The 21,515-nt window shown below is 73.7% G+C and carries 22 protein-coding genes and 1 pseudogene; 8 read left to right on the top strand and 15 right to left on the bottom strand.

The genetic code is table 11. The annotated features are described in order from the left end of the window. Positions 1-15: 15 nt before the first annotated feature. From AB0J76_RS17220 to AB0J76_RS17210, 3 genes are all read right to left on the bottom strand, one after another. Complete coding sequence (locus tag AB0J76_RS17220) at positions 16-657, bottom strand: class I SAM-dependent methyltransferase (RefSeq protein ID WP_352322746.1); 642 nt, start codon at positions 655-657, stop codon at positions 16-18. A 42-nt stretch (positions 658-699) separates the two neighbouring features. Next, on the bottom strand, positions 700-981 hold the full coding sequence (locus AB0J76_RS17215; RefSeq protein WP_352322745.1) for a metal-sensitive transcriptional regulator: 282 nt from the start codon (positions 979-981) through the stop codon (positions 700-702). Between the two features lie 72 nt (positions 982-1,053). Next, on the bottom strand, positions 1,054-1,629 hold the full coding sequence (locus AB0J76_RS17210) for a nuclear transport factor 2 family protein (RefSeq protein WP_352322744.1): 576 nt from the start codon (positions 1,627-1,629) through the stop codon (positions 1,054-1,056). Positions 1,630-2,004: 375 nt separating this feature from the next. Between AB0J76_RS17210 and AB0J76_RS17205 the strand changes: the two are divergent. Continuing rightward, positions 2,005-2,118 (top strand): annotated as a pseudogene (locus tag AB0J76_RS17205) (hypothetical protein); the annotation flags it as partial. On the opposite strand, the gene AB0J76_RS17200 reads toward AB0J76_RS17205, so the two are convergent. From AB0J76_RS17200 to AB0J76_RS17165, 8 genes are read right to left on the bottom strand one after another with little or no spacing between them, the layout of a single operon-like run. After that, entirely contained in the window at positions 2,082-3,170 is a 1,089-nt protein-coding gene (locus AB0J76_RS17200) for a glycosyltransferase family 2 protein (RefSeq protein ID WP_352322743.1), read from the bottom strand. The pseudogene AB0J76_RS17205 and the gene AB0J76_RS17200 overlap by 37 nt on opposite strands. Then, the gene (locus AB0J76_RS17195; RefSeq protein WP_352322742.1) at positions 3,167-4,150 is read right to left on the bottom strand and encodes an iron-containing redox enzyme family protein; all 984 of its coding nucleotides are present in this window, start codon (positions 4,148-4,150) and stop codon (positions 3,167-3,169) included. The genes AB0J76_RS17200 and AB0J76_RS17195 overlap by 4 nt, the downstream gene beginning before the upstream one ends. After that, complete coding sequence (locus AB0J76_RS17190; RefSeq protein WP_352322741.1) at positions 4,150-4,887, bottom strand: class I SAM-dependent methyltransferase; 738 nt, start codon at positions 4,885-4,887, stop codon at positions 4,150-4,152. Before AB0J76_RS17190 ends, AB0J76_RS17195 begins: the two co-directional genes overlap by 1 nt. 46 nt (positions 4,888-4,933) lie before the next feature. Beyond that, positions 4,934-5,254 carry a nitrite reductase small subunit NirD gene (nirD, locus tag AB0J76_RS17185; protein WP_352322740.1) on the bottom strand — a complete coding sequence of 107 codons (321 nt, stop codon included), beginning with the start codon at positions 5,252-5,254 and terminating at the stop codon, positions 4,934-4,936. Then, positions 5,251-7,680 carry a nitrite reductase large subunit NirB gene (gene nirB / locus AB0J76_RS17180; protein ID WP_352322739.1) on the bottom strand — a complete coding sequence of 810 codons (2,430 nt, stop codon included), beginning with the start codon at positions 7,678-7,680 and terminating at the stop codon, positions 5,251-5,253. Before nirB ends, nirD begins: the two co-directional genes overlap by 4 nt. After that, positions 7,677-9,071, bottom strand: coding sequence for an FAD-dependent oxidoreductase (locus AB0J76_RS17175; RefSeq protein WP_352322738.1), 1,395 nt, complete (start codon positions 9,069-9,071; stop codon positions 7,677-7,679). Before AB0J76_RS17175 ends, nirB begins: the two co-directional genes overlap by 4 nt. Beyond that, entirely contained in the window at positions 9,068-11,080 is a 2,013-nt protein-coding gene (locus AB0J76_RS17170; protein ID WP_352322737.1) for a molybdopterin oxidoreductase family protein, read from the bottom strand. The genes AB0J76_RS17175 and AB0J76_RS17170 overlap by 4 nt, the downstream gene beginning before the upstream one ends. 1 nt (position 11,081) lies before the next feature. Continuing rightward, a complete protein-coding gene (locus tag AB0J76_RS17165) occupies positions 11,082-12,392 on the bottom strand; it encodes an MFS transporter (RefSeq protein WP_352322736.1) in 1,311 nt (436 codons plus the stop codon). 213 nt (positions 12,393-12,605) lie between these two features. Here AB0J76_RS17165 and AB0J76_RS17160 point away from each other — a divergent pair, with 213 nt between their 5' ends. Beyond that, positions 12,606-12,896, top strand: coding sequence for a hypothetical protein (locus tag AB0J76_RS17160; RefSeq protein ID WP_352322735.1), 291 nt, complete (start codon positions 12,606-12,608; stop codon positions 12,894-12,896). Positions 12,897-12,960: 64 nt separating this feature from the next. Here AB0J76_RS17160 and AB0J76_RS17155 read toward each other — a convergent pair whose 3' ends face one another. Continuing rightward, positions 12,961-13,467, bottom strand: a complete 507-nt coding sequence (locus AB0J76_RS17155; protein ID WP_352322734.1) for a GNAT family N-acetyltransferase — start codon at positions 13,465-13,467, stop codon at positions 12,961-12,963. An 84-nt stretch (positions 13,468-13,551) separates the two neighbouring features. Here AB0J76_RS17155 and AB0J76_RS17150 point away from each other — a divergent pair, with 84 nt between their 5' ends. The 4 genes from AB0J76_RS17150 (at position 13,552) to AB0J76_RS17135 (ending at position 17,050) form a co-directional block, all read left to right on the top strand. Continuing rightward, on the top strand, positions 13,552-15,474 hold the full coding sequence (locus tag AB0J76_RS17150) for a hypothetical protein (RefSeq protein ID WP_352322733.1): 1,923 nt from the start codon (positions 13,552-13,554) through the stop codon (positions 15,472-15,474). Between the two features lie 85 nt (positions 15,475-15,559). Beyond that, entirely contained in the window at positions 15,560-16,537 is a 978-nt protein-coding gene (locus tag AB0J76_RS17145; protein WP_352322732.1) for an aldo/keto reductase, read from the top strand. Positions 16,538-16,625: 88 nt separating this feature from the next. Then, a complete protein-coding gene (locus AB0J76_RS17140) occupies positions 16,626-16,931 on the top strand; it encodes a hypothetical protein (RefSeq protein ID WP_352322731.1) in 306 nt (101 codons plus the stop codon). Then, positions 16,928-17,050 (top strand): hypothetical protein, encoded by a 123-nt coding sequence (locus tag AB0J76_RS17135; protein WP_352322730.1) that lies wholly within the window; start codon positions 16,928-16,930, stop codon positions 17,048-17,050. Before AB0J76_RS17140 ends, AB0J76_RS17135 begins: the two co-directional genes overlap by 4 nt. A gap of 9 nt (positions 17,051-17,059) precedes the next feature. On the opposite strand, the gene AB0J76_RS17130 is transcribed toward AB0J76_RS17135, so the two are convergent. After that, a complete protein-coding gene (locus AB0J76_RS17130) occupies positions 17,060-17,278 on the bottom strand; it encodes a PLDc N-terminal domain-containing protein (RefSeq protein ID WP_352322729.1) in 219 nt (72 codons plus the stop codon). Positions 17,279-17,480: 202 nt separating this feature from the next. Beyond that, on the bottom strand, positions 17,481-18,176 hold the full coding sequence (locus tag AB0J76_RS17125) for a GntR family transcriptional regulator (protein WP_352322728.1): 696 nt from the start codon (positions 18,174-18,176) through the stop codon (positions 17,481-17,483). A gap of 113 nt (positions 18,177-18,289) precedes the next feature. Between AB0J76_RS17125 and AB0J76_RS17120 the strand changes: the two genes are divergently transcribed. Together AB0J76_RS17120 and AB0J76_RS17115 are read left to right on the top strand one after the other, a co-directional pair. Further along, entirely contained in the window at positions 18,290-19,072 is a 783-nt protein-coding gene (locus tag AB0J76_RS17120) for an N-acetylmannosamine-6-phosphate 2-epimerase (RefSeq protein ID WP_352322727.1), read from the top strand. A 233-nt stretch (positions 19,073-19,305) separates the two neighbouring features. After that, complete coding sequence (locus tag AB0J76_RS17115) at positions 19,306-20,382, top strand: ROK family protein (RefSeq protein ID WP_352322726.1); 1,077 nt, start codon at positions 19,306-19,308, stop codon at positions 20,380-20,382. Between the two features lie 31 nt (positions 20,383-20,413). Here AB0J76_RS17115 and AB0J76_RS17110 read toward each other — a convergent pair whose 3' ends face one another. Further along, on the bottom strand, positions 20,414-21,343 hold the full coding sequence (locus AB0J76_RS17110; protein WP_352322725.1) for an ankyrin repeat domain-containing protein: 930 nt from the start codon (positions 21,341-21,343) through the stop codon (positions 20,414-20,416). Positions 21,344-21,515 lie beyond the last annotated feature (172 nt).

Below are 21,515 nucleotides of genomic sequence, written 5' to 3'. Positions count from 1 at the left end.
CGTCCGGGCTACCGGTCAAGCCGGTTTTCTGGCGCGTCCGAGAATGTGCGGCAACCTCGGCGCCAACGCCAACGGCCGGAACGCGAACCGTTCGCGCTCCTCGACCACCAGCCCGCTGTCGGCCATGGCGCGCTCGGTGTCGCGGTTGAGGCGGCACCCGCCGGCCATCCGCCGCCACAGCGGCGTCACGAGGTCCTGCACCAGCGCGCCGGCGGCCCGCGAGGAGCGCACGTGCTCGTAGAACCGCACCTCGCCGCCGGGCCTGAGCACCCGGGACACCTCGCCGAGAACCGCACGCTGGTCGGGCACCGAGCACAACACCAGCGAGAGCACCACGGCGTCGAAGGAGGCGTCCGCGAACCGCAGGTCGGCGGCGTGCCCGGCGACCACGGTCACGGGCACCGGCGCGCCGGCCGCGGCCCGGCCGGCCAGCCCGCGCAGCCGGTCCTCCGGCTCGACGGCGACCACCTCGCGCACCGCCGCCGGGTAGTGCGCGAAGTTGAGCCCGTTGCCCGCGCCGACCTCCAGCACCCGCCCGGCCAGCCCGGCCAGCAGGCGCCGCCGGTGCCCGGCCGCGCCCCGCCGCTCGGACTCGGCGCTCATCCGCTCATACGCCTGGGCGAAGCGGGGGTTCTGGAACCGCGTCAGGTCCTGCACGTCCCCACGCTAACCCGCCCGCGCGCGCCCCGCGTGGATCCGTCACGACCGGACGAGGCGGGCGATGGCGTCGGCCGCCTCCTTGACCTTGGCCTCCGCCTCGGCCCCGCCCTTGCGCGCCGCCTCGACCACACAGTGCGCCATGTGCTCCTCCAGCAGCGACAACGCGAACGACTGCAACGCGCTCGTCGTCGCCGAGACCTGCGTCAGGATGTCGATGCAGTACTTGTCGTCCTCGACCATGCGCTGGATGCCCCGCGCCTGGCCCTCGATCCGGCGCAGCCGCCGGAGGTGGTCCTGCTTGCCGTCGGTGTACCCGGCCATCTCCCGGTCCTCTCGCTCGCTACACCGACCGCAACACGGTACCCCCCTACCGTATTCCGGAGCAGGGCCGGGTCAGGCGCCCTGGTTGTTCATGAAGCGCGAGATCAGCCACTGGCCGCCCTGGTGCGTGAGCATGAACAGCTCGCGGTAGGTGGTGTCGCCCTGCTTGCTGGTCGCGCGCGCGAAGGCGTCCTGGCTGCCCGCGTTCCGCGTCTCATCGATGGTGTGCGTGGCCGACTTCAGGTCGGCGCCGTCCTTGAGCAGCTTCTCGTAGAGGCTGCGGACGGCCTGCGAGCCCGTGGCCGTGGCCTGCCCGTCGAAGGCCACCACCGCGTCGCCGGCGAACGTCTTCACGACCGCGTCCACGTTGCCGGACTTCAGGGCGTCGAAGTAGTTCTGGACGGCGGCGCGCGGCTGGGTGGCCGCCGTCATGGTGCCGGTCGGCGTGGCGGTCTCGGTCATGGTCTCGGTCGTGGTCGGCGACTCCATGCCGGTCTCGGTGGGCGTCATCATGGTGTCGGTCGGCGTGGCGGGGCTGGCCTCCCCCTTCATCGCCTGCGTGTTGCTCCCCGCGGAGCAGCCCGCGACCAGGAGGACGGGAACGATCGCGGCCAGCAGGAGTGCCCTGCGCTCAGAAATCTTGCTCATGGCCGGGTTGATGCCCTCGCCGGTCGTTCCCGAATGCCCGGTTTAGGCACTCCGCACGACCCCTTTACCTCATGTCGGTATTACTCACGGTAACGCTTCACTGTCATTGGAGAGACCGTTCAGAGCTGTGATCGTTGCCGACCCGAGACCGGGCGGGGTAGGGCCGCCTATAGCGTCCCTCCAGTGCGGCCAACACAGGCGAACCCGGAACCACTGCCCCAGCGTGAGGACGCCGAACGCTGTGCCAGCGTCCGGTCCGGGCGGCGGTGCGTCCTTCCCGCGGCGCACCCCACCCCGCACGTGTACCCGCCCGTGGAGGCCTTGTAGCGACGTCCTCGCAGGTGAGGGGGCCCGCCGGCGGGGCAGGTGACGACGATGGACGAACCGACGACCACCGTCACGCCCTGTGCGGACGGCCCGCTGCTGATCAGAGGCCCCTTCGAGCTGCTGACTCAGGACGGCGAGCCGATCGACCCGGGAAGGGCCACGGTCGCGCTGTGCCGGTGCGGCCGATCCTCGACCAAGCCGTTCTGCGACGGCTCGCACAAGTCCGTCGGCTTCCAGGCGCCGAGCGAGCCCGACCCGCCCGCCGACTCCTGAGCCCGCGCGCGCAGCCACCGCGCCGAGTGGGCGGCCCGCGCGAGCCGTCCCCCCGCGTACGGCACGCCGCCCGCGCAGGCCGCGCCCACCGCCAGCCAGGAGCACACCGCCCGCTCCAGCACCCACACCGGCGCGAACAGCGAGGCGCCGGCGGGGAAGACCCGCCGCCCGCCGGCCCGCCGCCGCCCGGCCTCGGCCAGCGCGACGACCGCCCCGGCGGCGGCCAGCAGCGGCAGCGGACGGCGTACCAGCGCGATCGCGGGCAGCACCGCCAGGAAGGACGCCAGCCGCACCGGCTGGGCGAGGTCGTCGTAGGCCTGCCGCACCCGCTGCGACCAGAACCGCCGCGCGTCGCACGGCAACCTCCGGACGTACAGGCCGGGCGGGCGCAGCTCGCGTCCGCCGTGGGCGCGCACGGTGCGGACGAGCTCCAGGTTCTCGAACAGCACGTCGCCGTCGTAGCCGCCCATGGCCAGGAAGAACGACCGCCGGACGCCGAACGTGCCCGGGTAGTCGGCGCCGAAGGCGCGGTTGAGCAGGGTGCGGGCGGTGTCCCAGCGGGCGTGCCAGGGGGCGGGGTCGAAGTAGTTCTGCGGCCTGACCAGCTCGGCGCGGGCGAGCAGGTCGTGCATCTGGGCCAGCGCGGACAGGTCGTAGCGCACGTCGTCGTCGGCGATCACGACCCGGTCGCCCTCGGCCAGTCGCAGCCCGGTGGTCACGCCGTTGACCTTGCCGTTGGCGAAGGACAGGCCGGCCGCCGGGCTGACGTGCCGGACCAGGCAGCGCCAGCGGCGGGCGTGGCGGGCGTACAGCTCGGGCCGGCTGCCGTCGACCACGGTCACGCGTACGTGCGGCGCGAGGGCCCGCAGGTACTCGGTCAGCTCGTCGAGGCCGGAGTCGTCCTGCCAGCGCAGCGGGACCACGTAGTCGAGGTCGATCATGCGGGCACCTCCTGGCCGAGCAGCGAGGACGCGCCGCGTTCCCAACGGCCCATGACGTGCTCGGCCCAGCGGCGTTCGAGGGCCAGGGCGCAGGCGGCGCCGTACAGGACGTCGCCGGTCAGGGCGGGGAAGGCGGCCGCGAACCCGCCGCACAGGTCGGCCGCGGCGATCTGCTCGTGCACGGCGTCGGCCTGCACGTGCTCCTCGTAGAACCGGGCCGCCGCCGCGTCGCCGCCGAGCCGGCGCAGGCCCGCGGCGTAGCGGCGGTTGGGCAGCGACGAGGTCATCTCGATCGCGGCCAGGTGGCCGACCAGCGCGCCGCGCAGCCGCCGGTGCAGCCCGAACAGCGACATGGCGTTGGTGACGGCCAGGGTGACCGCGGGGACCCGGGGCAGGTACGCGCCGTAGGAGTCGTCGAGGCCGAGGCCGCGCATGGTGTGGCCGAACAGCTCGCAGTGCATGCGCTCGGGCCGGCCGCCGCCGTACTCGTCGGCCTGGATCTCCACCAGGGCCGCCTTGGGCCGGCCGCGCAGGCGCGGGATCGCCCACGTGTGCGGGTCGGCCTCCTTCAGGTGGTAGATCGAGCGGTGGATCACGAACTCGCGGAAGGCGTCGATCCCGGCCTCGCGCTGGAGGTGGAGCGAGAGCGACGGGCCGTCGTCGTCCTCGGCGGTCAGCGCGGTGAGCGCGCGCCGCACCTCGCCGGGCGGCACCGGCGCGGGACGCGGCACGGCCCCGGCCAGCTCCCGCTCGAAGCGGTCCTCCAGCAGGCCGCGCAGGCGCAGCAGCGACGGCTCCCACTCCCAGCGGTCGTCCACCTCGTCGAAGCCCTGGTAGTGCAGCTCGTAGCAGGCGAACAGGGCGAGCTGGAGATCCTCCTCGCCGTCGGGGCCGGGCGCGTCGGGCAGCGTCGCGGGCGGCCGGGCGAGCCGGTCGAACAGCAGGTCGGTGAGCTGGCCACGGGCGGGCGGCAGGCGCATCAGGGGGCCTTGCGGTAGACGGAGACGTGCGCGCGGCTCTCGTCGGTGAACGGGGTGCCGACCCAGTCGGCCCAGCGGTGTTCCAGGGCCATCCCGGCCAGCCTGGCCATCAGGTCGAGCTCGCCGGGCCAGGCGTAACGGTGGTTGGCGGGCAGCAGCCGCACGCCCTCCCCGGTCAGCCGTACGCGGGTGGTGCGCATGTGCTGGGTGGCCGGGGCGAGCCTGGCCGCCTCGATGAGGACGACGTCCTCGGCCAGCGACAGCAGCCGCAGCGCCGAGCCGTCGCGGAAGGCGGCCGGGTCGGGCACCCACGCCTCGACCACGAACCGCCCGCCCGCGCGCAGGTGCCGGGCCGCGTTGGCGAAGCAGTTGACCTGCGCCTCCTGGGTGGGCAGGGCGAAGATCGTGTTGATCGCGAGCACCACGAGCGCGTACGAGCCCTCGACCCGCATGGTGGAGAAGTCGCCCACCGTCACGGGGACGGCCGCGCCGCCGGGTTTGGCGCGCAGCTCGCGGGTCATCTCCGGCGAGGCGTCGATCCCGGCGACGGACAGGCCGCGGGCGGCGAGCGGCAGCGCCAGCCGTCCGGTGCCGATGCCGAACTCCAGCACGGGACCGCCCTCGGCCAGCGTCGCCAGCCGCTCGACGGCCGCGGCGGTCGGCAGCTCCGTCACCGTGGCGTCGTAGATGTCGGCGATCCCGCGCCCGTAGGCGGAGGCGTCGTAGGCCACACGCACCTCCCGTCCCCGTGTTTCAGCAGGTCAATGCCCCTGCTCTGATCGGCTAAACGCTCACCTCCACCCGCCCGGCCGCCACCCGGACGGCGTAGACGGGCACCTGGACGGCCTCCTCGTCCAGGCACGCCCCCGACACCAGCGAGAAGACCTGCTTGTGCAGCGGCGAGGCCACGGTGGGCTCCCCCCGCCTGGTGCCGACGATGCCGCGCGAGAGCACGTACGCGCCGCTGAACGGGTCGAGGTTGTCCAGAGCGTGCACGTGCCCCTCGTAGGTGCGGAACAGCGCCACCTGCCGGCCGCCGACCAGCGCGCAGACGCCGCGCTCCGGCGGCAGGGCGGCGTACTCGCAGACCGGGGTCCAGCTCATCGGGCCATCACCGGCCTGATCTGGCCGCGCTCGGAGGCGAACACGATCGACGGGTCGGGCACGCCGGGCGCGTTGACGAAGCTGACGAACCTGCCGAGCTTCTCCGGGTCGTCCAGGGTCGCCGCCCACTCGTCGGCGTAGGTGGCGACGTGCTGTTCCATCTGGGCGTCGAGGTCGGCGCAGATGCCGAGCGAGTCTTCCATGATCACCTTCCGGAGATGGTCGAGGCCGCCGTCCAGCGACTCCAGCCAGGCGGCGGTGCGCTGCAGCCGGTCGGCGGTGCGGACGTAGAACATCAGGAACCGGTCGATCGTCCTGATCAGGTCGCCGGTGCTCAGGTCGGTGGCCAGCAGGTCGGCGTGGCGGGGCCGGAAGCCGCCGTTGCCGCCGACGTACAGGTTCCAGCCCTGCTCGGTGGCGATGACGCCGAAGTCCTTCGACCTGGCCTCGGCGCACTCGCGGGCGCAGCCGGACACGGCCGACTTGAGCTTGTGCGGCGAGCGCAGGCCGCGGTAGCGCAGCTCCAGGGCGATGGCCAGGCCGACGGAGTCCTGGACGCCGTAGCGGCACCAGGTGGAGCCCACGCACGACTTCACCGTGCGCAGCGCCTTGCCGTAGGCGTGGCCGGACTCGAAGCCGGCCGCCACCAGCCGTCGCCAGATCTCCGGCAGCTGCTCGACCCGGGCGCCGAGCAGGTCGATGCGCTGCCCGCCGGTGATCTTGGTGTAGAGCCCGAAGTCGCGGGCGACCTCGCCGATCACGATGAGCTTGTCCGGCGTGATCTCGCCGCCCGGGATGCGCGGGACGACCGAGTACGTGCCGTTCTTCTGGATGTTGGCGAGGAAGGCGTCGTTGGTGTCCTGCAACGCGGCCCGCTCGCCGTCGAGCACGTGCCCGTGGTGCAGCGAGGCCAGGATCGAGGCCACCGCGGGCTTGCAGACGTCGCAGCCGCGCCCCTGCCCGTGCTCGGCGATGAGCCGGGAGAACGTCGTGATCTCCCGCACCCGGACGATGTCGAACAGCTCGGCCCGCGAGTACGCGAAGTGCTCGCACAACGACCTGCCGACCTCGACCCCCGACTCCTCCAGGAGCTGCCTGAGCATCGGCACGCAGCTCCCGCAGGTGGTGCCGGCCCGCGTGCACGCCTTGAGGCCGGGCACGTCGGTCACGCCCAGCTCGGCCACGGCGTGCCGGACGTCCCCCGCGCACACGTTGTTGCAGGAGCAGACCTGCGCGTCGCCGGGCAGGTCGAGCGGCGCCCCGGAGCCGCTGAACAGCAGGTCGGAGGGCGGCGCGGGCAACGGCTTGCCGACGAACGGCCGCAGCGCCGCGTACGGCCCCGCGTCCCCCACGCAGATGCCGCCGAGCAGCGTGCGGGCGTCGTCGCTGACGAACAGCTTCTTGTAGATCCCGGCGACCGGGTCCATGTAGGTGACGTCGAGGGCGCCGTCCATCGCGCCGAACTGGGCAACCTCGACGCCGAGCAGTTTCAGCTTCGTGGAGGTGTCCCCGCCCGCGAACGAGGACGTCCCGCCCATGATCCGGTCGGCGGCCACCTCGGCCATCGTGTTGCACGGCCCGACCAGGCCGTGGACCGTGCCGCCGGCCAGCGCGCACTCGCCGATCGCGTAGACCGACGGGTCGGCGGTGCGCATCCCTTCGTCGACCACGACGCCGCCCCGCTCCCCCACCTCCAGCCCGCACGCCCTGGCCAGCTCGTCGCGCGGCCGGACGCCCGCCGAGAACACCACGACCTGGCCCTCGATCAGCGTGCCGGACGGCGTGCGCACCCCGGCGACCCGGCCGTCCGGCCCGGTGACGACCTCCTGGACGCCCGAACCGGCGTGCACGCCGAGCCCGAGCGCCTCGATGTGGCCCTTGAGCACCGCGCCTCCGCCCTCGTCCACCTGGCGGGGCATCAGCCAGGGGCTCATCTCGACGATGTGCGCCTTCAGGCCGAGCGTCCGCAGCGCGTCGGCCGCCTCCAGGCCGAGCAGGCCGCCGCCGACCACGACGCCTTCGGCCGCGTGCCCGGCGGCCGCGCGGATGGCGTCCAGGTCGTCGATGGTGCGGTAGACGTGGGCGTGCTCGCGTCCGGGCACCGGCGGCACGAACGGCGCCGACCCGGTGGCCAGCACGAGCACGTCGTACGGCTCGACGGCCCCGCCCTCGACGGTCACCGTCCGCGCCTGCCGGTCCACGGCGACGGCCCGGCTGCCCAGCCGCGTCACGGTCCCGGCGGGCACCGGGTAGGTGAGGTCGGCCACGGTGGCCCCCGACAGGTACGAGGTCAGCGCCACCCGGTCGTAGGCCGGGCGCGGCTCCTCCCCGATGACGGTGATCCGCCCGTCGAAGCCCCGGCTCGCCAGGGTCTCCACGAAGCGGTGCGCGGCCGGGCCGTACCCGACGACGACGATCCTCCTCATGCCGGCACTCCTTCCTGATCGCACAACCAGCCGACGATGCCCTCCACGGCGTCGCGGCAGGTGCCGCAGCCGGTGGTGGCCCTGGTGGCGGCGGCCACCCCGGCCACGTCGCGGGCGCCCGCCTCCCAGCACGCCCGGATCTGGCCCTTGGTCACGTTGTTGCACCGGCAGACCTCGGCCGCGTCCGGCATCAGCACCGGGCTGCCCGCGACGGGCGCCGGCGACAGGCCCGGGAACAGCAGGCCCGCGCGGTCGCCCGGCACCGGGCCGCCGCGGTCGAACAGCTGGGTGAGGGTGCCGACGGCGTCGCTCTCGCCCAGCAGGATCGCGCCCACCAGCCGCCCGTCGCGGATGACGAGCTTGCGGTAGGTGCCGCGGGCGCGGTGGCTGAAGCGCACCACCTCGGCGTGCTCCTCGCCGAGCTGCGTCTCGCCCATGGCGGCCAGCTCGACGCTCCTGGCCTTGAGCCTGGTGACCAGCCGGGAGCCACGGTAGCGGGCCTTGCCGCCGGTGATCACCTCGGCCGCCACGGCGGCCTGCTCCCAGGCGGGGGCGACCAGGCCGTACACCGTGCCGTCGTGCTCGGCGCACTCGCCGACAGCGAAGATCGACGGGTCGCCGGTGCGCAGCTCGTCGTCCACGACGACGCCGCGCCGCACCTCCAGGCCCGCCGCGGCGGCGAGCCCGGTGACCGGGCGCACCCCGCAGGCCAGGACGACCAGGTCGGCCTCGACCAGCTCGCCGCCGGCCAGGCGGACGCCGTCCGCCTCGACCGCCGCCGCGCTGACGCCGGTGCGGGCCGCCACGCCGAGCCCGGCCAGGGTCTCGCCGAGCACCTCGCCCGCCTCGGCGTCGAGCTGGCGTTCCATCAGGTGCCCGGCCAGGTGCAGCAGCGTGACCGGCAGGCCGCGCCCGGCCAGGCCGCGGGCGGCCTCGACGCCGAGCAGCCCGCCGCCGACGACGGCCGCCCGGCGCGCCCGCCCGGCCGCCCGCACGATCCGCTCACAGTCCGCCAGCGTGCGGAACGGCACGGCCCGCCCGACGCCGGGCAGCGGCGGCACGACCGCCTGGCTGCCGGTGGCCAGGACCAGCAGGTCGTACGGCTCGCGCCGCCCGTCCGCGGTCACCACGTGCCTGGTGTCGCGGTCGATGCGGGCGACCTCGGCGCCGGGCACGGCCTCGACGCCGTGCGCGGCGTACCAGGAGGGGTCCACCAGGCGCACCTGGTCGGGCCGCGCGCTGCCGGCCAGCACGTCCGACAGCAAGACCCGGTTGTACGGCGGGCCCGCCTCGGCCCCGAACACGGTCACCCGCATCCGCGGGTCGCGCGCCCGCACCTCGCTGACCAGGCGTGACCCGGCCATCCCGTTCCCCACGACGACGAGCCTCATGAGTCCCTCTCCACCCTGACCGCGCAGACCTTGAACTCCGGCATGCCGGAGACCGGGTCGAGCGCCGGGTTGGTCAGCCGGTTGGCGCCCTCCCAGTGGAAGGGCATGAACACGGTGTCACGCCTGATGGCGTCGCTGATCCTGGCCACCGCCCTGCTGCGGCCCCTGCGGCTGCTGACCCGCACCAGGTCGCCCGCGGCGACGCCGAGCTGCGCGGCCAGGTCGGGATGCAGCTCCACGAACGGCTCGGGGGCGGCCCGCACCAGCGACGCGATCCGGCGGGTCTGGGCGCCGCTCTGGTAGTGGGACAGGACGCGGCCGGTGCTCAGGTACACCGGGTAGTCCGCGTCGGGCTCCTCGGCCGCGGGCCGGTGCTCGACCGGGACGAACCGGGCGCGGCCGTCCGGGTGGGCGAAGCGGTCCAGGAACGGCCGGGGCGTGCCGGGGTGGTCCTCCGACGGGCAGGGCCAGAACAGGCCGGTCCCGGCGGCGATGCGCTCGTGGGTGATGCCGGAGTAGTCCGCGACGCCGCCCGCGGTGGCCCGGCGCAGCTCGTCGAAGACGGCCGCCGGGTCGGTGTCGAAGCGGTGGCCGAGCCGGGCGGCCAGCCCGGCGATGACGTCCAGGTCGCTCCGGACGCCCTCCGGCGGCGCGACGGCCCGGCGGCGCAGCAGGACGCGGCCCTCCAGGTTGGTCATCGTGCCGCTCTCCTCGGCCCACTGGGTGACCGGGAGCACCACGTCGGCCATGGCGGCGGTCTCCGAGCGCACCACGTCGGCCACGACCAGCAGGTCCAGCCCGGCGATCCGGCCGCTGACGTGCCCGGACGCGGGCGCCGACACCACCGGGTTGGACCCGAACAGCAGCAGCGCCCGCGGCCCCCGCGGGGTGCCGAGCGCGTCCAGCAGCTCGTACGCCGACCGCCCCGGCCCCGGCAGGTCCTCGGCCCGCACGCCCCACACCTCCGCGACGTGCGCGCGGGCCGCCGGGTCGTCGATCCTGCGGTAGCCGGGGAGCTGGTCGGCCTTCTGGCCGTGCTCCCTGCCGCCCTGGCCGTTGCCCTGGCCGGTCAGGCAGCCGTAGCCGGAGCCGTACCGGCCGGGCAGGCCGAGCGCCAGGGCGAGGTTGATGAACGCGGTGACGGTGTCGGTGCCCTTGGCGTGCTGCTCGGCGCCGCGCCCGGTCAGCACGTAAGCGTTCCGGGCGGCGGCCAGCGCGCGGACGGCCTGCCGCATCCGGTGCACCGGCACCCCGGTGACGCGCTCGACGCGTTCGGGCCACCAGGCGGCCAGCGAGGTGCGCACGGCGTCGAACCCGGTGGTCCTGGCGGCCACGTAGCCGGCGTCCACGAGGTCGTCGGCGATCGCCAGGTGCAGCAGCCCGAGCGCGAGCGCCAGGTCGGTGCCGGGCGTGGGCTGCAGGTGCAGCCAGGCCAGCCGGGCCGTCGGGGTGCGGCGCGGATCGACGACGATCAGCCGCGGCCCCGACAGGTGCCGGACGAACGGCGGCATGGTCTCGGCCACGTTCGCGCCGGCCAGCAGCACGACGTCGGCGCCGGCCAGGTCGGTGACCGGGAACGGCAGGCCCCGGTCCATGCCGAAGGCCCGGAGGGAGGCGGCGGCGGCCGAGGACATGCAGAAGCGGCCGTTGTAGTCGATCTGGCTGGTGCCGAGCGCGACCCTGGCGAACTTGCCGAGCTGGTAGGCCTTCTCGTTGGTCAGCCCGCCGCCGCCGAACACGGCCACGGCGTCGGGGCCGTGCTCGGCGCGGATGGCGCGCAGCCGGGCGGCGACGTGGTCCAGGGCGGTCTCCCACTCCACCGGCTCGCCGTGCAGGAGCGGCGTGGTCAGGCGTTCGCCGTTGGTGAGCAGCTCGGCCGCCGTCCAGCCCTTCTGGCACAGCGCGCCGGGCGCGTTGGCCGGGACGTCGGTCCTGGGGGTGATCTCCAGTGCCGGGCCGATCTCCATGCCGCACTGGAGGGCGCAGTAGGGACAGTGTGTCTTCGTCATGTCAGACCCGGGCGTGGGCGAGGCTGGCGACGACCGTGACGCCGACGGTGCGCGTGTAGCACCACCAGGTCAGCGCCAGGCAGGCGGCGTAGAAGGCGGCGAAGGCCAGGAACGCCGGCGCCGGGTCGCCGGCCGCGGCGAACGCCATGCCGAAGGCCCGGTTGACGAGGAACCCGCCGAGCGCGCCGACCGCCGAGATGACGCCGATCGCCGCCGCGGCCTGACGTCTGCCGTGCAGCAGCGCCTCCGGGCCCGCGCCACGCTCGGCGACCGCCTTGGCGTGGAAGATCGCCGGGATCATCCGGTACGTCGAGCCGTTGCCGATGCCCGCGGTGAGGAACAGCAGCTGGAAGGCCAGGAAGAACGGCCAGAAGCCGCCCGCGGCGGCGGCCGCCCAGGCCAGCAGCACCCCGGCGCCCATGGCCGCGAAGTTCCACTGCGTCACCCGCGCGCCGCCCAGCCGGTCGGCCAGCCAGCCGCCCACCGGCCTGATCAGCGAGCCGAGCAGCGGCCCGGCGAAGGCGACCGCCGCGTACGGCGCCTCGGGGAACAGGCTCTTGCTCAGCAGCGGGAACGCCGTCGAGTAGCCGATGAACGACCCGAACGTGCCGACGTACAGGACCGACATGATCCACGTCTGCGCCCGTCCGGCCACCGCGAGCTGTTCGCGCGGCTCGGCCCTGGCGCCGGCCAGGTTGTCCATGAAGAACCACGCGCAGGCCGCGGCCACCGCGATGAACGGGATCCAGAACCAGCCGGCGGCGGCCGTCCCGAGCGAGCCGATCACCAGCGGCACGACCAGCTGCACCGAGCTGACCCCGACGTTGCCGCCCGCCGCGTTCAGCCCGAGCGCCAGCCCTTGCTTGCCGCGCGGGTAGAAGTAGGTGATGTTGGCCATGCTGGAGGCGAAGTTCCCGCCGCCCACCCCGGCCAGCGCCGCGATCACCAGGAACAGCCAGTACGGCGTGCCGGGATCCTGCACCGCCACCCCGAGCAGCACGGCCGGGACCAGCAGCAGCGCCGCACTGGCCACGGTGAAGTCGCGCCCGCCGAACCGGCCCGGCCCGAACGTGTAGGGCACCCGCAGCACGGCCCCGACCAGGTTCGGCAGCGCGACGAGCCAGAAGAGCTGGTCGGTGGAGAAGTCGTAGGCCCCCATCCTGGTGGCCACGACGCTCCACAGGGTCCAGACGGTGAACCCGAGATGCTCGGCCACGATGGAGAAGACCAGGTTGCGCCGGGCGACGTGCCTGCCGGTCCGCTGCCAGAAGGCCGGGTCGTCGGGGTGCCACTCGGTGATCCAGCGCGCCATCGATCTCTCCTCCGCTCGGCGTCGGGAGCACCACGGTAGGAGGGCCGCGTTACGCGTTCGGGCAGCCGGCGAGGCTGCGGCGGTTACGGGGGATTCACCGCGGTAACAGGACGCGCACAAGCGTCACCGGCGAAACACGCCGGTAATGATCGGAGTTCTGGCTGGTTACGTGGCCTTCCCGGGGGTAACAGCACTCATGGCAAGGGGGGAATAATGATCAAAAAGCTGCACCAGATGGGCATCAAGTCAGGCCACATGTACGCCGCGGGGCTGGCGTCCATCGGCCTGTCCTTCGCTTCTTGGATGATCTCCAAGAACCAGGAGGGCGCGGGCCTCGACCGGGCCGACCGGTGGGGGATCTTCATCGGCGAGTGGGCGCCCACGTTCTTCGCGATGGGCGTCGCGCTGCGGATCGAGGAGACGCACAAGGACCTCGAAGAGCGGGGCACCGAGATGTTCGACAGCACGCAGGGCCAGCGGTCCCGCTCGCACGTCGGAGTGTGACGAGGAGGCCGCGCAGGTCACGCCGGGGGGCCGGCCTGCGCGGCACACCTGTTCACCGGCGGTCTCAGCGGGACAGGCGCTCCAGCGGCTCGTCGGTCAGCCGGTACTTCAGCCACTCGTCCTGCCGCTCGGCGCCGAGCTTGTCGTAGAAGGCGATGGACGGCTCGTTCCAGTCGAGCACCGACCACTCCAGGCGCTGGTAGCCGCGTTCGGCGCAGATCTTCGCCAGTTCCGCCATCAGCGCGCGGCCGTGGCCGCCGCCCCGGTGCTCGGGGCGCACGTACAGGTCCTCCATGTAGATGCCGTGCACGCCGCGCCAGGTGGAGTAGGTCAGGAACCAGATCGTGAAGCCGACGGGCTCGCCGTCCTGCTCGGCCACGTGCGCGAACACGGCGGGCCGTTCGCCGAAGAGCGACGTCCGCAGCATCTCCTCGGTCACGCGCACCTCGTGCGCGGCGTTCTCGTACGTGGCCAGCTCAAGGATCATGCGCACGACGGCGGGGACGTCTGCTGGGGTGGCGGGGCGAATCATGCGCACAGGGTAGCCAGCGCGTTCGGCTGAACCGTCCACCGCCCCCGCACGTCGTTATGGCAGAACGGTATTCGGGGGACCGTCTGGAAGCTCAGCCCGGATGACCGAATGGGGACGGAAACCGTGGGCGTTTTAGAGGAGCTGGGGGTTCGCCTGCCCCCGTATCCGGACATCAGGCTCGCGCTCGTGCTCGGTGAGCGCGCTTTGTACGTGAACGGGGATCTGCAGACCGCCAGGCGCTGGTTCGACTCGGCCTACCGGCAGGCCGAGGCGTGCGGCGACGTGCCCGCCCTGGCCAGGGCGGCGCTCGGCCTGGGCGGGGTGTGGGTGCAGGAGCACCGCACGTGCGCGGAGTCGGAGACGGTGCGCGCGCGTCAGCGGCACGCGTTGTCGCTGATCGATCCGTACTCGTCGCTGGCGCTGCGGCTGCGGATCAGGATGACCGGGGAGGAGGACTACGGCGCGGGCGGGCACGAGGAGATCATCCGGCTCGTCGCGCGGGCCAGGAGCGCGGGCGATCCGGCGGCGCTGGCCGAGGCGCTGAGCCTGGCCCATCACTGCCTGCTCGGCCCGGAGCACGGGCCGGCCCGGCTGGAGCTGGCCAGGGAGCTGATCGGCCAGGCGGCGGTCACCCGGCGCAGGGGCGACCTGCTGATGGGCCTGCTGTGGCGGACGGTCGACCTCTACCTGGCGGCCGACCCGCACGCCGGACGCGGCCTGGAGGAGCTGCGCGGCCTGCTGGCCGAGCACGACCACCTGGCCGTCGGGTTCGTGACCGACGTGATCAGGGTGATGCTGGCCATCAGGGCGGGCCGGTTCGAGCAGGCGGAGAAGATGGCCGGCGACTGCTTCGAGCGCGGCGTCCAGGCCGGCGACATGGACGCCACCGGCTGGTACGGCGGCCAGATCGCCGCCATCCGCTGGTACCAGGGCCGCACGGCCGAGCTGCTGCCGGTGCTGGCCGACCTGGTCAGCTCGCCCACGCTCAGCCCGATCGACAACTCCTACCTGGCGGGCCTCGCGCTGGCCGCGGCCACCTCGGGCGACCGCAGGGCGGCGGCCGGTCACCTGGCCCGGCTGCGCGGCCGGGACCTGGCCGACCTGCCGAGGTCGAGCACGTGGCTGTTCTCGATGTACTGCGTCGTCGAGGCCGCCCACCTGCTCCAGGACGCCGGCGCCGCCGCCGAGGCGTACGCGCTGCTGCTGCCGTTCGCGGCTCTGCCGGTGGTGGCCAGCCTGGGCGTGCTCTGTCTCGGCTCGGTGCAGCACAGCCTGGGCATGGCCGCGCTCACGACCGGCGACGTGGACCGCGCCGCCGGGCACCTGACGGAGGCCGTCCGGGCCAGTCTCGCGCTCGGCCACTGGCCCGCGGCGACGCTGTCGCGCTGGCGGCTCGGCCAGGCGCTCGCGCTGCGCGACGGGCCGCAGGACAAGGCGGCGCGGGCCGCCCAGAACGCCGCCGCGCAGGAGGCCAGGGAGCTCGGCATGGTGCTGCCGGCCGTGGTCGGCAGGGCGGGCGCGGCGCACGGGGCGTTCCGGCTGCGCAGGCACGGACGGCACTGGCAGGTCGAGCACGGCGGGCGGCTGGTGGTGGTCGAGCACAGCGTCGGCATGCAGCACCTGGCGACCCTGATCGCCAACCCGGGGCGCGAGATCCTGGCCGCCGACCTGGCCGCGGGCGCGCCGGCGCAGGACAGCGAGCCGGCCTCGGCGCAGCCGGTGCTGGACGACCTGGCCAGGGAGACCTACCGGCGGCGGCTGACCCAGTTGCAGGCCGACATCGACGAGCTGGAGGCGATGAACGATCTGGAACGGGCCGCCGCGCTGCGGCTGGAGCGGGAATGGCTGGTGGCCGAGCTGTCGGCGGCGACCGGGATCGGCGGGCGGGCGCGGCCGTTCACCGGCACGGAGGAACGCGCGCGGATCGCGGTGGGCAAGGCGATCAGGCGGGCGATCTCCCGCGTCTCGTCGGCCGACCAGGCGCTGGGGGACGAGCTGCGGGCCACCGTGCACACGGGCGTGCGGTGCAGCTACCGGCCTCGCTGACGGCGGTACGGGCGTGCCCCCGCGGCGCGCCCGTACCTTTCGTCCGGGACACTGGTCGCAGGAACCAGACGAACGGACAAACAGCATGGAACACCGCACACTCGGACGTACGGGACGCCAGATCGGCGTCGTGGGCCTCGGCGCCTGGCAGCTCGGCGCCGACTGGGGCGAGGTGAGCGAGGACGAGGCGTTCGCCACCCTGGAGGCGGCCGTGGGAGCGGGCGTCACGTTCGTCGACACCGCCGACGTCTACGGCGACGGCCGCAGCGAGCAGATCGTCGGCCGCTTCGCCAAGGCGCATCCCGGGCTCACCGTGGCCACCAAGATGGGCCGCCGGATGGCGCAGGTGCCGGCCAACTACGTGATGGACAACTTCCGCGCCTGGAACGAGCGCTCCCGGCGCAACCTCGGCGTGGACACCCTCGACCTGGTCCAGCTCCACTGCCCGCCCACCCCGGTGTACTCCTCCGACGCGGTCTTCGACGCCCTGGACACGCTGGTCGCCGAGCAGAAGATCGCGGCGTACGGCGTCAGCGTGGAGACCTGCGAGGAGGCGCTGACCGCCATCGCCAGGCCGGGCGTGGCGACCGTGCAGATCATCCTCAACGCGTTCCGGCTCAAGCCGCTGGAGCGGGTCCTGCCCGCCGCCCGCGCGGCCGGGGTGGGCGTCATCGCCCGCGTCCCGCTGGCCAGCGGCCTGCTGTCGGGACGCTACGACGAGCACACCGTGTTCGCCTCCGACGACCACCGCACCTACAACCGGCACGGCGAGTCGTTCGACGTCGGCGAGACCTTCTCCGGCGTGGAGTTCGGCACCGGCCTGGAGGCGGTGCGGCGGCTGGCCGGGCTGGTGCCCGAGGGGGCGTCCATGGCCCAGTTCGCGCTGCGCTGGATCCTCGACCAGCCCGGCGTCTCGGTCGTCATCCCCGGCGCGCGCAACCCCGGCCAGGCACGCTCCAACGCGGCGGCGGCCGACCTGTCCCCGCTCCCGGCGGAGACGCTGGAGGCCGTGCGGGCCGTCTACGACGAGCTGATCCGGCCGCAGGTGCACGACCGGTGGTGAACCGTTGACGGTACGGCTTCCCGGCTCTAATGTTTAGGAAACTTTCCTAAGCAATTCTCGCCGCGCGCATACCTCCGAGGAGCCCCGCATGAACGCGAGAAGACGGACCGCCGGCTGCGCCGCCCTGGCCGCGGGCCTGGTCCTGCTGGGCGCCCCCGCCGCCTCCGCCGCGCCCACCGGCTGCACGTACCAGCTCAACCAGGCCGAACGCTGGGCCACCAGCTACTGCCCGAGCGGCACCGGCGAGCACCGCATCCACGTGATCCAGCGTCACTTCCTGCCCGAGGTCGGCCTGATCCCGATCGAGGGCCCGTGGGTGCCGGCCGGGCAGACGTCCTACACCGGGATCACGCCGCACACCACGGTGAGCGTCTGGGTGGACACCCGCGGATGAACCCCAACGGATACGGCGGTTTCCGTCCGCACACGACCATGAACGCCAACGGCTACGGCGGTTTCCGTCCGCACACGACCATGAACGCCAACGGTTACGGCGGTTTCACCGCCCGCTGACGCGGGGCTTCACCGCCTACGGCCCCTGCGCCTACCGTACGCCAGGTAGGCGATGGGGCCGAACGGCTGCACGAAGATGCCCAGCCACCAGACGCCCTTCCAGCCGTGGATCTCCCGCTGCGGCCGCCGCCACAGATCCACGGCGGCGGCCCCGGTGAGCACCAGCTCCGCGGAACCGAGCCCGAGCAGCACCGCCCGCCGCCGGCTCGACATGTCACTCCATCGCATGGCCGAACACTCCGATCGACCTCTCTACTGCATGTCTACTGCATGGCCGGACACTCGGGCCGACCTGCCTGGGGATGATCCCGTCCTTCTGTCCTCTCTGAGGACAATCTCGTCCTTCTGCCCTCTCTGAGGACAATCCCGTCCTTCCGTCGTCTACCCCACCCGTCGGCTCCCGGCAAGCCCCCTTCGCCCCGGCCCGCCCTCACCGCCGGATCGCGATCTCGTACGAGTAGCGGTCGCCCCGGTAGATCGACTTGGCCGCCTCGACCGCCCGCCCCCGCTGGTCGTAGGCCACCCGTTCGACCAGCAACGCCGGCGCCAGCGGCGCCGCCTCCAGCAGCTCCGCCTCCTCCGGCTCCAGCACCGTGGCCCTGATCGACTGCTCGGCCCGCTCCAGCCTGATCCGGTACGCCCCCGCCAGCACCTCGTACAGCGACCCGCCGAGCGGCCGATCGAGCAGTCCGGGCACGAACGCGGCCGGCACGTGGGCACGCTCCAGGCACATCGGCGAACCGTTGGCCGTACGCACCCGGCACAGCCGCACGACCGCGTCCGCCGGGCTGATGCCGAGCGCCTGCCCCACCCGCGCCCCCGCGGGCACCTCGGCCGCCTCCAGCAGCCGCGACCCCGGCTCCAGCCCCCGCCCCCGCATGTCCTCGCTGAACGACGTCAGCTCGATCGTCTTGGCGATGCTCCGGTGCGCGACGAACGTCCCCGCGCCCTGGACGCGGTAGACCCGCTGGCCCGTCTCCAGCCGGTCGACCGCCCGCCGCACGGTCAGCCTGCTGACCCCGAACTCCTCGGCGAGATCGCGTTCGGCGGGCAGCCGTTCGCCCGGCTTCAGCTCGGTCTCGATGAGCGTGAGCAGATGGTCTGTGAGCCGGCCGATCTTCGTCACGGTGGTCATCCTCGGTCAGGGGGTCCTCTTGACGCTCCGATCGTAATTGGGCTATACCAATCGGGCAACTGAGGTGGAACTTCTGCCTATGCCGAAAGATTGGGCTGTACCAAATGGATGTGGTGACCGCGATCGAAGGCGGCCTGGTCGTGAGCTGCCAGGCCCCCGAGGGCCACCCCCTCCGCGACCCGCACACCATCGCGCTCCTCGCCCGCTGCGCCGAACTCGGCGGCGCGGCCGGTCTGCGCGTGAACGGCCCCGAGGACGTCCGCGCGGTCAAGGCCGCCACGGACCTCCCCCTGATCGCCCTCGCCAAGGTCCCCCGCCCCAACGCCCGCCCCCTGATCACCCCCACCTTCGCCCTGTGCGAATCCCTGGTACGCGCCGGCGCCGACATGGTGGCCCTGGAGGTGACGGCGGAGGCCGAACCGGCAGCGGGCGACCTGCCGTCCCTGGTCGAACGGGTATGGAAGGAACTGGGCGTGCCCGTCATGGCCGACGTCTCGACAGCAGAGGAAGGACTGCTCGCCTGGAACCGAGGCGCAGCCCTGATCTCCACCACCCTCTCCGGCTACACCCCCTACACCGCCACAGATCCCGCCCCCGCCGCCGATCCCGCGCTCCCCGTGAGGGCCGACGCCGCTGATTCCGCCTCCCGTCCTGGGACCGGGTCCGCCCCTCGGCCCGGGGTTCCGTACGAGCCCGACCTCGACCTGGTCGGGCAACTCGCCGCCCTCGGGGTCCGCACGGTCGCCGAGGGCCGGCTCCGCACCGACGCCCACGTGGCGGAGGCGTTCGCCCGTGGCGCCTGGTCAGTCGTGATCGGCGCCGCCATCACCGACCCCCTCGCCCTAACCCGCCACCTCACCGCAGCCACCCCCAGGGGACGCCGGTGACCCCCATCCCACCCCGCGCCCACCCTCACCACACCGGCAACCCCATGCCCACCTCAGCACGCCCCCCAGCCGCCGCCCACACCGCCTCCCCGCACAGCACCGCCCAAGTCCCCGCAGCCGAACACCCCCACCCAAACAGCACCGCGAGATCCCTCCCGGAAAGCACCCCGGCGGTACACACCCACCTGAACAGCGCCCCCACCGTGCGACGCCACACCAGCAGCACCCCAACCGTGCGACGCCGCACGAACGGCATCCCCGTCGTGCTCGGCATCGACATCGGCGGCACCAAGACCGCCGCCGCCCTGATCCCGGCCTCGGCCACTCGGGGCGAGACGGAGATCCACCTCCCCGCCCGCGTCCCCACACCCGCCGACGGCGGTGCCGCAGCGGTGCTGGCCGCCGCACTGGAGCTGGCCGAAGACCGCCTCATCCAGGCACGCGCCGCCGGAATGGACGTCATCGCCTGCGGCGTCGGCAGCGCCGGGACGATCGGCGACAACGGCGTGGTCACGCACGCCACCGACGCCCTGCCCGGCTGGCGGGGCACCGACCTGGCCACCGCCTTCACCGACCGGCTCGGCCTGCCCGTCACCGTGCTCAACGACGTGCACGCCTGGGCGCTAGGCGAGGCCCGCCACGGCGCGGCCCGAGGGAGCCGCCTGGCCCTGGTCCTCACGATCGGCACCGGCGTCGGCGGCGCCCTCGTACGTGACGGCGAACTCCTGCGTGGCCGCAACGGCATGGCCGGCTCGCTCGGCCACACCCCGGCCGTCCTGCCCCCGGACGCCGACGCCGACCGCCCGTGCCCCTGCGGCGCGACAGGCCACCTGGAGGCGTACGCGTCGGGCCCGGCGATCCTGTCGGCCTACCACGCCCGCGGCGGCACCGCCCCCGACTTGGGATCCCTCTCCGCAGCCCGACACAACACCGGATCCCCCTCCACACCGGGACACAACACCGAGCCCCCCGCCCTGCGACACCCGGCCGAAACCACCGACCCGCGGAGCCCCCTCGGAGCCGCCGGCCAGCAGGCTGGGCCGGAGAACGCCGACCCATTGGCCCGCGAGGTGATCCGCGAGGCCGCCGTCATCCTCGGCCGATCGATCGCCTCCGCCGCCACCCTCCTGGACCCGGACGTGATCGTCCTGGGCGGCGGCGTCACCGGTCTCGGCGAGCTCCTGACCGTCCCCCTGATCGAGACGATCCGCCGGTACGCGCCCCGCGGCCTCGGGTCCGTCCCCGTCCGGCTCTCGACCCTGGGCTCACACGGAGCCGTGCTGGGCGCGGCCTCGGCCGCCCGGCCCTGACTCCGGAGCAACACGCACCGGCCGACCGGCGTCAGCCGCGAGGCGGGAGGTGCAGCCAGATGTCGGGCGGCCCCAGGACGGGCCGGGCGTCAGTGAGCCGCAGCCCCGTGTACGCGCAGCAGTACGCCACCCCCTCCCCCTGGTAGAGAAAGGCGTTCAGCACCTCGTCCGCCGAGCTGTCCGGCGACACCCAGCCGCCGCCCGGATGGGCGTCCCACTCCTCGACGACCCCGTCCCGCGAGCTGTAGCCCTGGTTGCCGCCCTTCGGGTCGGCGTACATCGCGTAGCAGACGGTCCCGGCCGAGAGGCGGTTGATCACGTCGGCGCTCGTCATCTCGGCGCCCCGGCGCCGGCTGAGCACGCATCCGCCCGGCACGTCGGTGGCTCCCACCAGACCGTCCCCCTCGCCCGGGTACGGCTCGTCGAGCACCCCGTCGATCCCGGCTCCCTCGGCCACCGTCGCCCCGAGCCGCCGCGCGGCCTCCGCTGCGGTGACGCCCGCGACGCACACCAGCCCCAGCCCGTCGTACTCGAAGTCGCCCAGGGCCTCGATCAGCCGCTCGGCCTCCACGACGGCGGCGTTCTCCGCCTCCGACAACGTGGGCCTGTCGCGCGGGAAGGGGAAGAACAGGCCCGGATTGGGACCGGCCAGGCTGAGCCGCCCCGGCGACCAGCCGCCCGTCATCGGCCGCCACGGATCGGCCCCGACGGCGACCAGGGCGAGCGCGTTGTCCCTCTGCTGGGCGAACACGGCTCGCCAGAGCGCGCTGTGCCCTTCGTACGCGGCGTCGACGTCGCCGACCCGGCGGGCCAGCTCGGCGACCACCTCGGGCGAGCCGTACTCGGCCGCGAGGTGGAGGGGCGGCCCCTCGTGCCACAGGTCGGCATGCGGATCGGCGCCAGCGTCGAGGCGGGCGCGGATCTCGCTCAGATCGGACCAGTCATCCCAGCTCAAGCCCACCCATGCGGCTTCCTTGGCGACAACCACGACACTCCCCCAGAGGCAGGCAGCTTATCGAACACCAGTACGAGCATATCGCGGCTCCGGCGCCGGCCCGCCTCCGACAGCCCGCCCGGCCCCGCCCGCGCAACCGTCCGCGCGAGGCAGGCCGAGGAGGGCCGCACAAGCCTCT

This window comes from Nonomuraea sp. NPDC049624 (genome assembly GCF_040675255.1).
Lineage (GTDB): Bacteria > Actinomycetota > Actinomycetes > Streptosporangiales > Streptosporangiaceae > Nonomuraea.
Note: the sequence above shows the minus strand (reverse complement) of the source record. Positions and strands in the feature narration are given on the sequence as shown.